Source organism: Streptomyces beijiangensis (assembly GCF_017315755.1).
Classification (GTDB): Bacteria; Actinomycetota; Actinomycetes; order Streptomycetales; family Streptomycetaceae; genus Streptomyces; species Streptomyces beijiangensis.
This window is the reverse complement of record NZ_JAFLRJ010000485.1, coordinates 1-13,296: the sequence shown is the minus strand read 5'-3', so window position 1 is coordinate 13,296 and position 13,296 is coordinate 1. Positions and strand designations below refer to the sequence as shown.

Below are 13,296 nucleotides of genomic sequence, written 5' to 3'. Positions count from 1 at the left end.
CGGCACGCCGAGACCGATGTCGTCCAGCGTGACCGGCCTGCGCAACCGCACGGCGAGGATCTCGCAGAGCAGGTCGGGCACCTGCCCGCGGGGGCGCTGGCCCTTCAGCCAGCGGGCCACGGCGGTGTGTTCGTACCGCAGCGGCAGACCGCGCGCCTTGCCCGCCTGGTTGACCCGGACCGCGAGTCCCGCATGGGACATTCCCGCCTCGTCGAGCAAGGCGTCGAGCAAGGTATTGGGCAGCATGGTGGCCCTCCGGTGGCTCGGTGCAGCACAGCGTAATGGAGGTGCGTTCACACGGGGTGTGAACGGAGTGTCCGCATCTGGACCTCCCGGACTCTGCCCCCGCACGCCCCGTGCGGATGTACTGAACTGCCTCTCACACAGAGAGGCACCGGGTCGTCGGCTCCCCCTCGTACAGTGCGACGGCCCGCGCCCGGCGCCGTCCGCCCTGCCGGCACTGCCCGCACACTCCACGGCAGGGCGGACGGCGCTCCCCTAGCGTCTGGCCCGAACGGCCTGTACGGCGCCGGGTTGTACCGGCACGCGGCTTCGGTCGTTACGGAGGACGAGCAGTGCCACATCGTCGGAGAGGCGACCGCCCGTGTGCCGCAGCAGCGACCTGTGCACCCGGTCGATCACCTCGACGGGCGAGACCGGGGTGTGCAGCGCCGCTGTGGCGAGCACCTCCTCCAGCGGAAAGAACCGGCCTCTGGAGTCCCGTGCGTCGGCCGCCCCGTCGGTGTGCAGGACCAGCGCCTCGCCGGGCAGCAGCCGGCCGCAGTTCTGGAGAGGAATCGTCGCGGGCAGCGGAAAGGGACCGAGCGGCGGCAGCGGGTCGGCGACCGAGAGGGGAACGGCACTGCCATGCAGCCTGTAGGGCCACGGATGCCCGCAGTTGACCGCCCGCAGCTCGCCCGCCGCGCTGATCTCGATGAGCAGTACGGTCACGAACTCCTCCGCGAGGGGGTTCTCCGGGTCGGCTCCGCCCGCCGCCGGATGTTCCGCCCGCGACCGCTCCCTCAGATGGCGCTCCAGGGCACGCTCCAACCGCCGCATGACGCCGCCGAGTTCGCACTCGTCGTGCGCCGCCTCGCGGAAGCTGCCCAGCACTGCGGCCACCGCCCCGATCGCGGGCAGCCCGTGACCGCGTACATCGCCGATGACGATCCGCACCCCGTGCACGGTGGAGACCGCCTCGTAAAGGTCGCCGCCGACCGTGGCACCCGGGCTGGCCGAGAGCTGCCCCGCCGCGACGGCGAGCCCCTCGAGCCGGGCCGGCAGCGGCCTCAGCAGTGCCTGCTGGGTGGCCCTGGCGACTTCGCGCGCCTGTTTCAACTCTCTTAAGGGACCGAGCCTGACGGTCGCGCAGAGAGAGACGACTGCGGCGAGGAACGCGCCGCACAGCGGGATCCGCACGGCCAGTGCGTCATCGGTGGCCAGCGGGCAGGTCAGTTCCCAGGTGATGACGAGCGCAAGCCAGAGGAAGGGAAGTCCGAAGGCGAGCAACGCTCGCCACGGCCTGCTGCGGATCATTCCGTCGGCCCCCTCGCGTCCTGTTCGGGCGGGACGATTGTGTCCACCGACCGCACCTGTTTGCGTAAATCGCCTGCGCATCTCACTCAAATGAGTGAGGGGCGCATCCGGGGATCCGGATGCGCCCCTCACCAGGCAGCACGAGACGCCGAGTCGGCGGAACGCTTACGCGCCGCGCAGCACCGCACCCGTACGCTCGCCGGCGAGCGCGACGGCCGCGTCGCGCGCGGCCGAGGCCTCCTCGACGGTCAGCGTCCGGTCACCGGCTCGGAAGCGCAGTGCATAGGCCAGGGACTTCCGTCCCTCGCCGAGCTGCTCGCTCTCGTACACGTCGAACAGCCGGAGCGATTCGAGGAGTTCGCCCGCTCCTTCGCGCAGCGCGGTCTCGACATCGGCGGCCGGGACCGCCGCGTCGACGACCAGGGCGACGTCCTGGGTCGCCACCGGGAAGGTGGAGATCCGCGGCGCCTGCAGCGCACCGGTGGAGGCCTGCTCGACGAGGTCGAGCTCCAGCTCCATGGCGCAGGTGCGCTCGGGCAGTCCGAGCGTCTTGGTGACGCGTGGGTGCAGCTCACCGGCGTGGCCGACGAGCGTCTCCTCGCCCGCGATATCCACGTACAGCGCGGCGCAGCGGCCGGGGTGCCACGGGGCGTGCCGGTCGCTCCGTACGATCAGCTCCACACCGGCCTCGCGGACTACGGTACGGGCCGCCTCGACGGCGTCCGACCAGACCGCAGGGGTGCCCCTGCCCCACCAGCCGGCCTGCTCACGGGCGCCCGCGAGGACGACAGCGGCACGGCGCGGCTGACGCGGCAGCGAGGCGTCGAGGGAGGCGATCTCCTCGTCGGTGGGACGGCGGCCGACCGGCAGCCGGAGCGGCTTCTGCTCCTGGCCGGTGGGCCTGAAGACGAGGCCGGTCTCGAAGAGCGCCAGGTCGTGCGAGCCACGGCCATGGTTGCGGCGCAGCGCGGTGAGCAGGCCCGGCAGCAGCGTGGTGCGCAGCGCCGGCTCCTCGTCGGAGAGCGGGTTGACGAGCTTGACCGTACGACGGCGGGCGTCGTCCGCGTCGAAGCCGAGCTGGTCGAGGACCGTCTCCCCGATGAAGGGGTAGTTCAGGGCCTCGACATAGCCGGATCCGGCGAGCACACGGCCGACCCTGCGGTGCAGCCGCTGGCGCTCGGTCAGTCCGCGGCCCGAGGGGGGCGTCGGGAGGGTGGACGGCAGGTTCGCGTACCCCTCCAGGCGGATGACCTCTTCGGCGAGGTCGTTGACCTCGGCCAGGTCGGGACGCCAGCTGGGGACCGTGACGACGAGATCGTCCTGGCCGTAGACGTCGCAGCCGACCTGCTGGAGGCGGCGTACGACCGTCTCGCGGCCGTACTCGACACCGGCCACCTTGTCGGGGTGGTCGGCCCTCATCGCGATGGTGCGCGGCGCGGACGGCGCGATGATCTCGGTGACGCCGGCCTCGGCGGTGCCGCCCGCGAGCAGCACGAGCAGGTCGACGGTCCGCTGGGCCGCCGCGGAGGCGGCCTGCGGGTCGACGCCACGCTCGAAGCGCTTGGACGCCTCGGAGGGGAGCTTGTGACGGCGTGCGGTGCGGGCGATGGTGAGCGGGTCGAAGTGCGCGGCCTCGACGACGACCTCGGTGGTACCCCGTACGGCACCGGTCTCGGGGTCGGCGACGGCGTCGGCGATCTCGGTGTTGGCGCCGCCCATCACACCCGCGAGGCCGATCGGCCCGCGGTTGTCGGTGATGACCAGGTCCTCGGCGTCCAGGACGCGCTTCGTACCGTCGAGGGTGGTGAACTTCTCGCCCTGCTCGGCGCGGCGCACGCCGATGGGACCGTCGATGCGCGAGCGGTCGTAGGCGTGCAGCGGCTGACCGAGCTCCAGCATCACGTAGTTGGTGATGTCGACGGCGAGCGAGATGGGGCGCATCCCGGCCTTCTGCAGACGGCGCTGCAGCCAGATCGGGGAGCGGGCCTCGGGTTCGAGGCCGACGACCGTGCGCGCGGTGAAGCGGTCGCAGCCCGACGGGTCGGCGACCTTCACCAGGTAGCCATAGCTGTTGGGCGCGGGCACGTCCAGGAGCGCGGGGTCGCGCAGCGGCAGGCCGTAGGCGATGGCGGCCTCGCGGGCGACACCGCGCATCGACAGGCAGTCGCCGCGGTTGGCGGTCACCGCGATGTCGAGGACCTCGTCCACCAGCTCCAGGAGCGCGATGGCGTCGGTGCCGGCCTCGTGCTCGGGCGGCAGCACGATGATGCCGTGGCTGCCGTCGTCGCCCATGCCCAGCTCGTCGCCGGAGCAGATCATGCCGTGCGAGGTCCTGCCGTACGTCTTGCGCGCGGCGATGGCGAAGTCGCCGGGCAGCACCGCGCCGGGCAGCACCACGACGACCTTGTCGCCGACGGCGAAGTTACGGGCGCCGCAGACGATCTCCTGCGGCTCACCGGTGCCGTTGGCCATGCCGACGTTGACGGTGCAGAAGCGGATGGGCTTCTTGAAGCCCTCCAGCTCCTCGATGGTGAGGACCTGTCCGACGACCAGGGGGCCCTTGAGACCGGCACCGAGCTGCTCGACGGTCTCCACTTCGAGGCCGGTGTCGACGATCTTGGCCTGTACATCACGGCCGGTCTCTGAGGCGGGGAGGTCTACGTACTCCCGCAGCCAGGAAAGCGGGACCCGCATCAGATCTCCATCCCGAACGGCCGGGTGAACCGGATGTCACCCTCGACCATGTCTCGCATGTCTTCGACGTTGTGGCGGAACATCAGCATCCTCTCGATGCCGAACCCGAAGGCGAATCCGCTGTACTTCTGGGGGTCGACACCGACGGAGGTGAGCACCTTCGGGTTGACCATGCCGCAGCCGCCGAGCTCGATCCAGCCCTCGGAGGAGCAGGTGCGGCAGGGGCGGTCCGGGTTGCCGACGGACTCGCCGCGGCAGACGTAACAGACCATGTCCATCTCGGCGGACGGCTCGGTGAAGGGGAAGTAGTTCGGCCGCAGCCGGGTCTTCATCCCCTCGCCGAAGAGCGAGACGACCATGTGGTCGAGGGTGCCCTTGAGGTCGGCCATGGTCAGGCCCTCGTCGATGGCGAGGAGCTCGACCTGCATGAAGACCGGGGTGTGGGTGGCGTCCAGCTCGTCGGAGCGGTAGACGCGGCCCGGGCAGATCACATAGACCGGCGGCGCACGGTCGATCATGGAGCGGATCTGGACGGGCGAGGTGTGCGTACGCAGCACGACGCCGGAGTCCGACTTGCCGCTCTCGCCGGCCACGAAGAACGTGTCCTGCTCACCGCGGGCCGGGTGGTCCGGGGAGATGTTGAGCGCGTCGAAGTTGAACCACTCGGCCTCGACCTCGGGGCCCTCGGCCACCTCGTAGCCCATGGCCGTGAAGATGTCCTCGATGCGCTCCGAGAGCGTGGTCAGCGGGTGGCGGGCGCCGGCCGGTACCCGGTCGTAGGGCAGCGTGACGTCCACCGCCTCCTCGACCAGGACGCGGTCGTCACGCTCGGCCTCCAGCTCCGTCTGGCGCGCGGCGAGGGCCTTGGACACGGCGCCGCGGGCCATGCCCACGAGCTTGCCCGATGCGGCCTTGGCCTGCGGGGGCAGGGCGCCGATCTCGCGGTTGGCGAGGGCGAGGGGCGAGGTGCCACCGGTGTGCGCGGTCTTCGCCTGGGCGAGCGCGTCGAGGTCGCCTGCGGCGGCGAAGGCGGCGAGCGCCTCGTCCCGCATGCGCTCGATCTCTTCCGGTTTCAGTGCCTCGACCTCGACAGGGTCGTACGACTTGTTCGGTGCCGACATCTCTTCCCGTACTTCCGATTGGCTGATGGCGCGACCTTGCTCGACGACTGAGGGCGCAAAGGTGCCAAAGGTCGATTCTAAAGGCCGCAGGGAGGCGACGAAGCCCGAGGGCGGCTCAAGCCAGATAGGCCGGGGCGCCGACGGGCAGAATAAATCGGAATTCGGCGCCGCCGCCGGGGCCGCGGCCGACGGTGATCGAGCCGCCGTGCGCCTCGACGATGCCCTTGACGATGTACAGGCCGAGCCCGGTGCCGCCGCGCTTGCTCCCCCGCCAGAAACGGGTGAAGACACGGCCCATCGACTCCTCGGGGATGCCGGGGCCTTCGTCGCTCACGGTGACGGCCGTGCCTTTCTCGTCATTTTTGGCGGGGGCTGTCGATACCTCGATGGTGACGGTTCCCTCGCCATGGCGCACCGCATTTTCCAGCAGGTTGCCGAGCACCTGGTCGATCTTGTCCGGGTCGGCCCAGAGATCGGGGAGCGGCTGCCTGATCCGTACGAGAAAACGGTCCGGTTCCTGGCCCGACGCGGTGTGCGCCTGGATGTGCCGGCCGACGGCGGCGCCGATGTCCACGGGCTGGCGGCGCAGCTCCAGCCGGCCCGAGTCGATCCGGGAGATGTCGAGCAGTTCGGCGATGAGCCGGGTGACGCGGTTGGCGTCGGCGTCGACGGTCTCCAGCATGAGGCGCTTCTGGTCGTCCGTGAACCGCTCCCACTTGGCGAGCAGGGTCGCGGTGAAGCCCTTGACCGAGGTCAGCGGGGAGCGCAGCTCATGGGCGACGGTGGCGATCAGCTCGGCATGGCTGCGTTCGGTACGGCGCCGGGCCTCGGTGCCGCGGATCGAGACGACCACGCGCCGGACGGGTCCGGTGGGGTACTCGCGCACATAACTCGCGGAGACCAGGACCTCGCGCCCGCCCGGCAGCAGCAGATTGCGCTCGGGCTGGCTCCTGCGGGTGGCGAGTCCGCCGTAGGGATCGGTCAGGGTCCACCAGCGGCGGCCCTTGAGGTCCTCCAGCGGCAGCGCGGTCTCCAGCGGGGCGCCGAGTGCGGTGGTTTTCGGTACGGCGGTGATGCGCGCGGCAGCGGCGTTGAAGCCGATCACCCGGCCGGTTTCGTCGGCGACGACCAGCCCGTCGGGGAGATCGTCGGGGTCTATCCCGGCCCCCTCGATGCCGCCGGTCGCACGCCACAGAGAGCTGTGTCCCTGTCCTGACGTCCTGCGTGCCGCGACAACCATGCCGTACCCCACCTCTCCGAATAGCGCAGTGGGCCCCCGAATTCGCCACACTACTCGCTGGAGGTGACGGAGCGGCACCCTCCGGAAGCGCGCTGCGCACGTGCGGAGGCGTAGAGGCACACGGCCGCGGCCGTCGCGAGGTTGAGGCTCTCCGCCCTGCCGTGGATCGGAACGCGCACCACCGCGTCGGCGAGTGCGCGGGTCTCCTCCGGGAGACCCCAGGCCTCGTTGCCGAAGACCCAGGCGCTCGGGCCGCCCATGGTGCCCGCGTCCAGTTCGGTGTCGAGGTCGTCCTCGCCCGCGCCGTCGGCGGCGAGGATGCGTACACCCGCCGCTTTCAGTCCGGCGACCGCATCCTCGACGGGGACCCCGATCGCGACCGGCAGATGGAAGAGCGAACCGACCGATGCCCGCACGGACTTGGGGTTGTAGAGATCGACCGAGGCATCCGTGAGGACGACGGCGTCCGCGCCCGCGGCGTCCGCGCAGCGCAGCACGGTGCCGGCGTTGCCGGGGTCGCGCACATGGGCGAGTACGGCCACGAGCCTGGGCCGCGCGGTGAGGATCGCGTCGAACGGCGAGTCCAGGAAGCGGCAGACGCCCACGATGCCCTGGGGGGTGACGGTCTGGGAGATCTCGGCCAGCACTTCGTCGGTCGCCAGGTGGATGCGCGCCCCGGCCGCTTCGGCGGCGGCCATGATGTCGGCGTACCGCCCGGCGGCCTCGGCGGTGGCGAACAGCTCGATCAGGGTCGCCTCGCCGTCGGCGCGGTGCAGAGCCGCTTCACGTACGGCCTGCGGCCCCTCGGCGATGAACCGGCGTTCCTTGGTACGGAAGTTGCGCCTGGCCAGCCGCTTGGCGGCGGCGACGCGCGGGGAACGCGGGGAGATCAGCTCGGCGGGGGTACCCATGATCGGTGTCTCACCTTACGTACGTACGGGACTGCAGAACACAGGAAACCCGCAGGCGGCGTGCGCCTGCGGGTCCCCTGGAGGAAGAACGTGCCCGGATCAGGCAGCGGCCTTCGGCGCGTTGACGTCGGCCGGGAGGGCCTTCTGCGCGACCTCGACCAGCGCGGCGAACGCGTTCGGGTCGTTGACGGCCAGCTCGGCGAGGATCTTGCGGTCGACCTCGATGGAGGCGGCGTTCAGACCCTGGATGAGGCGGTTGTACGTCATGCCGTTCTGGCGGGCAGCGGCGTTGATGCGCTGGATCCACAGACGGCGGAAGTCGCCCTTGCGCTTCTTGCGGTCGTTGTAGTTGTAGACCAGGGAGTGGGTGACCTGCTCCTTGGCCTTGCGGTACAGGCGCGAACGCTGACCCCGGTAGCCCTTGGCGGCCTCGAGGATCGCCCTGCGCTTCTTGTGGGCGTTGACTGCCCTCTTGACGCGTGCCACTTGTTAACTCCTTGCAGCGGGGCTGGGGTTCATAACGATGAACTCACTCAGCCCGGAAACGAATTGGTCCCGGTCGATTCGGGCTCCGGTCACCCGGAGCCGCGAGATCACTTGCCGAGAAGCTTCTTGATCTTCGGGGCGTCCGCCGGGGACACGACGACCGTGCCGGTCAGCGAGCGGGTCTTCTTGGAAGACTTGTGCTCGAGCAGGTGGCGCTTGCCGGCCTTCTCGCGCAGGATCTTGCCGGTACCGGTGATCTTGAAGCGCTTGCTGGCACCGCTGTGCGACTTGTTCTTCGGCATGGCGCCGTTCTCTCCTCGTCAGTGACGCTCCCCCGGTGGCTTCACCGGACTGCAGGAGCGTCAGATCTTGGTTTGTGGATCCGGGGCGGAATCCGGGGCCGTCTGGGTGACGGCCCCACCGATCACGCTTCGGAAGGGGTCTCGACCGGGGCTTCGACAACCTCGGCCGGGGCTTCAGCAGCGACCTCGGCCGGGGCTTCAGCAGCCTCGGCAGAAACCTCTGCGACCTCGTCCGTGGTCTCCTCGGTCGCGTAGCCCTGGCGCTCCGCCTTGCGGGCGGCCTGAGCCTCACGAGCCTCGGCCATGGCCTCGGTCTTCTTCTTGTGCGGGCCGAGAACCATGATCATGTTTCGGCCGTCCTGCTTCGGGTTCGACTCGATGAACCCAAGGTCCTCGACGTCCGAAGCGAGACGCTGCAGCAGTCGGAAACCCAGCTCGGGGCGGGACTGCTCACGACCACGGAACATGATCGTGATCTTGACCTTGTCGCCCTGCTTGAGGAACCGGACGACATGACCCTTCTTGGTGTCATAGTCGTGCGGGTCGATCTTCGGCCGGAGCTTCATCTCCTTGATGACCGTGTGCGCCTGGTTCTTGCGCGCCTCACGGGCCTTCATGGCCGACTCGTACTTGAACTTCCCGTAGTCCATGAGCTTGCACACGGGCGGACGGGCGGTCGCCGCGACCTCGACCAGGTCGAGGTCGTACTCCTGCGCCAGTTCCAGGGCCTTCGCAAGCGGCACAATGCCGACCTGCTCACCGCTGGGTCCGACAAGTCGCACCTCGGGAACGCGAATCCGGTCGTTGATGCGGGGCTCGGCGCTGATGGATCCTCCTCGGTAGCACCACACTGCTGCATGGGGAGCAGCCGTGTAACGTCTATTGCTTTTGACCAACCGAGCGGAAGCATAAAAAAATGCCCCGGACGGGACACAGGCGGGAGCTCCAAGGAATACCGGAGCACCGCCGCGTCAACCGCGGGGCGCACATCGGGCAACTCCATCGTCCGTACGGAACGATGGGCGCTACCTGACCGGTGACCCGCCGTCCGCGAGGACGGCCAGGTGGGAGATCGGAGCCTCCACTTGTGGGCCGGGCACACAGGTGTCCGGCCGGTCGTTACACAAGGTTAGCACCCTCAGGGGGGTGGGGCTAATCGGGTGCGTGGCCCTTTATCGTGTGCGTCATGAGTGACGCGACCCCCCTGAACGAAGAGACCCCCGGCTTCGACGCCATGACCCGCGACATCGCGGACGTCCCCGCTGTCGAGGTGATCACAACGGTCGCAGTGCATCTGATGAGCGCGGCCGCAGTCAACCTCGGCCTGGCCGAGGAAGGCGAGAAGCACAAGGACCTCGACGAGGCCAGGAAGCTGATCCACGCCCTGGCCGGCCTGCTGGACGCCAGCGCGACGGAGATCAGCTCCTTCCACGCGGCGCCGATGCGCGACGGGCTCAAGTCGCTGCAGCTGGCGTTCCGCGAGGCCTCTGTAGTGGCGGACGAAACCGGAAAGGGGCCCGGCGAGAAGTACACCGGGCCCGTCTACGGCTAGAGGCCCAGGAATCCAGGAGGCCCCTAGGACTCTTCTGTCGCGACCGAGGCCACGACGACCTCGGGTACGCGCACATTGACCGCGGGGTGCGTCAGCCGGTGCGCGAGCGCCGCGAGCACCCCGCCGACCAGCGGGGCCAGGATGAACAGCCAGAGCTGGGAGAGCGCTGCGGTGCCCGCGAAGATCGCCGGGCCCAGGCTCCGGGCCGGGTTCACCGACGTACCCGTCAGCGGGATGCCGATCAGGTGGATCGTGGCCAGTGCCAGACCGATGGGCAGCCCGTCGAAGCCGGTGACCGCGACCTTGTGGGTCACCGCGAGAACGACGAAGACCAGCAGGAAGGTGAGGACGACCTCGGCGAGGAAGGCTCCACCCATGTTGATGTGGACGGCGGAGCGGTCGCCGTAGCCGTTGCTGCCGAACGCGCCGCTCGTCTTCAGGCCCGGGACCTGCTTGGCCAGCAGGAAGAGCAGGGCCGCGCCGACGATGCCGCCGAGCAGCTGGGCGACCCAGTACTCGATGGCGGTACGGAGCGTGATGCGCCTGGCCACCAGCATGCCCAGGGTGACCGCCGGGTTGACGTGACAGCCGGAGATCGGACCCAGGGCGTACGCCAGCGCGAGCAGGGTGAAGCCGAAGGCGAGTGCGATGCCGATGGCGGTGATGTACTCGCCGGCGAGAACCGCGGCTCCGACCGCGAAGAAGACCAGGAGCAGAGTTCCCAGGAACTCCGCCGCAATCGTCCGAGTCTCCGTTTTCATGGGAACACCTCGCGAAGATTGTCCGATTTCTTCGCAATTATTCGCCGAGTTGCCGCACCGCGCCTGTTCTGTGTCAGCGGACGAACAGCGGAGCGTTCGGCGCGGGGGCCTCCGGCGGCAGCAGTGCAAGGTCCAGACCCCGCACCAGCCTCGCTCGCAGCGTCTCGTCGGCCGCCAGCGCCGAGGCGACGGAGCGGGCCGTCGCGCCCGGGTCGGCGCCGGGTTCCAGGACGAGGACGAGCGTGCCGTCCGCCTGGCCCGGGCCCACATGGGCGCGGAGCACGGCGGGCTCGCCGGCGACCACTGTACGTACCGCCTCGATGACGGCCGGGTCGTCGAGCGGGTCCGCGCTGGTACGGCCTTCGGCCAGTGCGCGCAGCGCCGCCCCCTTCAGCTCGTACGCGACCGGGCCCGCGAGGTCGAGCACCACCGTGTCGGCCTTCTCGTGGGCGGCCGCCTGCAGCGCCTGGTGCAGGGGCACGGCAACCGGGCGGGCCTCCGGATCCCAGCGGGCCAGGGTCTCGACGGAGGTGAACGCGGGCAGCGCGCGGCGGTCACCGGCCTGGAGCGTGGGGACGGCCATGTCGCTCGTCTTCTCCCTGCGCAGCCCGTCCTCCCCCGTCTCGACCTCGCCGAGCACGGCCACGACAGGCACCAGGAGACGGGCCTCGCGGAGGGCTTCGAGCAGCTGCGGTTCGGCCGTGCGGTCCGTCGACCAGACGGCGAGGGCCGAGGCCAGCCGGGTGTCGGCGGTGCCGTCGTCGTCGGAGAAACCGGGGTTCGGGATGTTCTTGAGCGCCACCTGCCGAGCGTATCCGCCGGGCCGGGGCGCGTTTCTCACCGGGGCTACAGGCCGGACACAGCAGCCGCCCAGGTTCGCTTCCTACCGTCCGCTCCATGCCCAGTGCTCACTCACGCCCCAGACGTGGCGGACGATCACGTCTCTGCCTGTCGGCCGCCGCCGTGGTGCTGGCCGCCGGAGGCGTATACGCGGCGCTCCCCGCCCTGGAGGCCTCGTCGCGCGACGTGTCGTCGGCCCCGTCGTCCTTCGCGTCCGCCGTCGCGGGACCATCGACACTGACGGTGGCGGAGAGCGAGGAGCCCACAGTGGATTACGACGCAGTGCTGGCCGCGGCAATGAAGTCCGTCGTGCCCGGCGCCGACGCGAAGGTGTCGGTGGCCGTGCTCGATGTGCGGAGCGGGAAGTCGGCGACGTACGGGACCGGGGCGTTCGACACCGCGAGCATCGTCAAGGTCGACATCCTCGCGGCGCTGCTGCTCGGGGCGCAGGACGACGGGCGCTCCCTCACCGCGCAGGAGAAGTCGTACGCGACCTCCATGATCGAGAACAGCAGCAACGCCTCGGCGACGGCGCTGTGGGACGCGATCGGCGGCGCTGACGGCTTGGATGCCGCGAACAAACGGCTGGGGCTCAGCGGCACCACGGGCGGCGAAGGGCCCCGGTGGGGTCTGACCCGGACGACGGCCGCCGATCAGCTGACGCTGCTGAACGTGGTGTTCGGCTCAGGTCCGGTGCTGGACGCGTCGTCACGTGCGTACATCAAGGGGCTGATGGGGCAGGTGGAGGCCGACCAGCAGTGGGGCGTCTCCGCGGCGGGCAGCAGCTGGGAGCTGAAGAACGGCTGGCTGCCCAGAAGCGCCACCGGGCTGTGGGACATCAACAGCATCGGGCACGTCACCGAGGGCGGCCGCAGCTATCTCCTCGCCGTGCTCTCCGGCGGCAACGCCTCGCAGAAGGCGGGTATTTCGCTGGTCGAGGCCGCGGCCACGACCGCTGTCACCGCCATCGCCGGCGCCGTCTGAACCCGCCGCGCCACACCACCACGGCCCCTCCGAGCAGCAGCACACCGGCGCCTCCCGCGAGCGGCACGAGCCAGGAGGACGGCCCTTCGCCCTTCTGTACGACGTCGGGCCCGGTGCCGAAATAGGTGCTGCGGTAGCGGGCGGGCGGCGCGTCGGGGGTGAGCTTCGCCGCGGCCGCGATCGCGGCCCTCGGGTCGATGAAGCCGTAGCCCCTGGCGTCGTCGCGGCCGCCCTGCGGGGCGTTGCGCGCGGTGTCCGTGAGCAGCTTCTTGATCTGGGCCGGGGTCAGCTTGGGATGGGCAGCGCGCAGCAGTGCGACCGCTCCGGAGACATAGGCGGAGGCGGCGCTGGTCCCCCAGCCCTTGTAGTACTTGCGGTCCGGGTCGGCGATGACCACGGCGTCGCCGGGGGCGCTGACCGTGGCGTACCAGTGGCGGGTGGAGAAGGAGGCGTGGGTGCCGTTCTGGTCGACGGCCGCGACCGCTATCACGCCGGGGTAGGCGGCCGGGTACGAGATGTGGTCGCCGTCCTCGCCGCCGTTGCCCGCCGACGCGACCACGACGGCGCCCTTGGCGAGCGCGTACTGCACCGCCGCGTCCTCGGTGGCCTCCGGGTGGGCGGAGGCGCTGTCGTCGCCGAGGGAGAGGTTGATGACGTCCGCACCGTGGTCGGCGGCCCAGCGGATGCCCTCGGCGAGTGCGCTGCCCTTGCTCGAACGGGCCTGCTTGCGGGCCGGGTCGGTGGACTCCAGGATCACTCTGACCGGCAGGATCTTCGCCTCGGGGGCGATGCCGAGCACCCCGTCCTCACGTCCTGCGCCGTGCCCGTGGCCCGCGATGATCCCGGCCATCGCGGTGCCACGGGCACGG

At 70.3% G+C, this 13,296-nt stretch carries 14 protein-coding genes; 2 read left to right on the top strand and 12 right to left on the bottom strand.

Going from position 1 to position 13,296, the window contains the following annotated elements; all coding sequences use genetic code 11:
* The 9 genes from J0695_RS35575 to infC form a co-directional block, all read right to left on the bottom strand.
* Nucleotides 1-246: NsdA family TPR-like regulatory protein (locus J0695_RS35575; protein WP_505383622.1), on the bottom strand; the 246-nt coding region annotated here is incomplete at its 3' end.
* A 252-nt stretch (nucleotides 247-498) separates the two neighbouring features.
* Nucleotides 499-1,536 (bottom strand): PP2C family protein-serine/threonine phosphatase, encoded by a 1,038-nt coding sequence (locus J0695_RS35570; protein ID WP_206968907.1) that lies wholly within the window; start codon nucleotides 1,534-1,536, stop codon nucleotides 499-501.
* Nucleotides 1,537-1,701: 165 nt separating this feature from the next.
* On the bottom strand, nucleotides 1,702-4,230 hold the full coding sequence (gene pheT / locus J0695_RS35565; protein WP_206968906.1) for a phenylalanine--tRNA ligase subunit beta: 2,529 nt from the start codon (nucleotides 4,228-4,230) through the stop codon (nucleotides 1,702-1,704).
* Nucleotides 4,230-5,351 carry a phenylalanine--tRNA ligase subunit alpha gene (pheS, locus tag J0695_RS35560; RefSeq protein ID WP_206968905.1) on the bottom strand — a complete coding sequence of 374 codons (1,122 nt, stop codon included), beginning with the start codon at nucleotides 5,349-5,351 and terminating at the stop codon, nucleotides 4,230-4,232. Before pheS ends, pheT begins: the two co-directional genes overlap by 1 nt.
* 115 nt (nucleotides 5,352-5,466) lie before the next feature.
* Nucleotides 5,467-6,591, bottom strand: coding sequence for a sensor histidine kinase (locus tag J0695_RS35555; RefSeq protein ID WP_206968904.1), 1,125 nt, complete (start codon nucleotides 6,589-6,591; stop codon nucleotides 5,467-5,469).
* Nucleotides 6,592-6,641: 50 nt separating this feature from the next.
* Nucleotides 6,642-7,502 (bottom strand): TrmH family RNA methyltransferase, encoded by an 861-nt coding sequence (locus tag J0695_RS35550; RefSeq protein ID WP_206968903.1) that lies wholly within the window; start codon nucleotides 7,500-7,502, stop codon nucleotides 6,642-6,644.
* Between the two features lie 99 nt (nucleotides 7,503-7,601).
* The gene (rplT, locus tag J0695_RS35545; protein ID WP_206968902.1) at nucleotides 7,602-7,988 is read right to left on the bottom strand and encodes a 50S ribosomal protein L20; all 387 of its coding nucleotides are present in this window, start codon (nucleotides 7,986-7,988) and stop codon (nucleotides 7,602-7,604) included.
* A 107-nt stretch (nucleotides 7,989-8,095) separates the two neighbouring features.
* A complete protein-coding gene (gene rpmI / locus J0695_RS35540; RefSeq protein WP_206968901.1) occupies nucleotides 8,096-8,290 on the bottom strand; it encodes a 50S ribosomal protein L35 in 195 nt (64 codons plus the stop codon).
* Nucleotides 8,291-8,412: 122 nt separating this feature from the next.
* Complete coding sequence (infC, locus tag J0695_RS35535) at nucleotides 8,413-9,141, bottom strand: translation initiation factor IF-3 (protein ID WP_206968900.1); 729 nt, start codon at nucleotides 9,139-9,141, stop codon at nucleotides 8,413-8,415.
* A 335-nt stretch (nucleotides 9,142-9,476) separates the two neighbouring features.
* On the opposite strand from infC, the gene J0695_RS35530 reads away from it, so the two are divergent.
* Nucleotides 9,477-9,842 (top strand): DUF1844 domain-containing protein, encoded by a 366-nt coding sequence (locus J0695_RS35530; protein WP_206968899.1) that lies wholly within the window; start codon nucleotides 9,477-9,479, stop codon nucleotides 9,840-9,842.
* Between the two features lie 23 nt (nucleotides 9,843-9,865).
* Here J0695_RS35530 and J0695_RS35525 read toward each other — a convergent pair whose 3' ends face one another.
* Nucleotides 9,866-10,603 (bottom strand): MIP family channel protein, encoded by a 738-nt coding sequence (locus J0695_RS35525; protein WP_206968898.1) that lies wholly within the window; start codon nucleotides 10,601-10,603, stop codon nucleotides 9,866-9,868.
* A gap of 73 nt (nucleotides 10,604-10,676) precedes the next feature.
* Entirely contained in the window at nucleotides 10,677-11,405 is a 729-nt protein-coding gene (locus tag J0695_RS35520) for an SseB family protein (protein ID WP_206968897.1), read from the bottom strand.
* Nucleotides 11,406-11,500: 95 nt separating this feature from the next.
* Between J0695_RS35520 and J0695_RS35515 the strand changes: the two genes are divergently transcribed.
* A complete protein-coding gene (locus J0695_RS35515) occupies nucleotides 11,501-12,427 on the top strand; it encodes a serine hydrolase (RefSeq protein ID WP_206968896.1) in 927 nt (308 codons plus the stop codon).
* Here J0695_RS35515 and J0695_RS35510 read toward each other — a convergent pair.
* Nucleotides 12,402-13,296: S8 family serine peptidase (locus tag J0695_RS35510; RefSeq protein WP_206968895.1), on the bottom strand; the 895-nt coding region annotated here is incomplete at its 5' end. The two genes, J0695_RS35515 and J0695_RS35510, sit on opposite strands and share 26 nt — an antisense overlap.

Bases quoted from the DNA above. Each gene is read 5' to 3' on its own strand.
- J0695_RS35555 (WP_206968904.1), bottom strand. From the start codon at position 6,591: ATGGTTGTCGCGGCACGCAGGACGTCAGGACAGGGACACAGCTCTCTG.
- J0695_RS35570 (WP_206968907.1), bottom strand. From the start codon at position 1,536: ATGATCCGCAGCAGGCCGTGGCGAGCGTTGCTCGCCTTCGGACTTCCC.
- J0695_RS35530 (WP_206968899.1), top strand. From the start codon at position 9,477: ATGAGTGACGCGACCCCCCTGAACGAAGAGACCCCCGGCTTCGACGCC.
- J0695_RS35515 (WP_206968896.1), top strand. From the start codon at position 11,501: ATGCCCAGTGCTCACTCACGCCCCAGACGTGGCGGACGATCACGTCTC.
- J0695_RS35550 (WP_206968903.1), bottom strand. From the start codon at position 7,502: ATGGGTACCCCCGCCGAGCTGATCTCCCCGCGTTCCCCGCGCGTCGCC.
- pheS (WP_206968905.1), bottom strand. From the start codon at position 5,351: ATGTCGGCACCGAACAAGTCGTACGACCCTGTCGAGGTCGAGGCACTG.
- J0695_RS35525 (WP_206968898.1), bottom strand. From the start codon at position 10,603: ATGAAAACGGAGACTCGGACGATTGCGGCGGAGTTCCTGGGAACTCTG.
- pheT (WP_206968906.1), bottom strand. From the start codon at position 4,230: ATGCGGGTCCCGCTTTCCTGGCTGCGGGAGTACGTAGACCTCCCCGCC.
- rpmI (WP_206968901.1), bottom strand. From the start codon at position 8,290: ATGCCGAAGAACAAGTCGCACAGCGGTGCCAGCAAGCGCTTCAAGATC.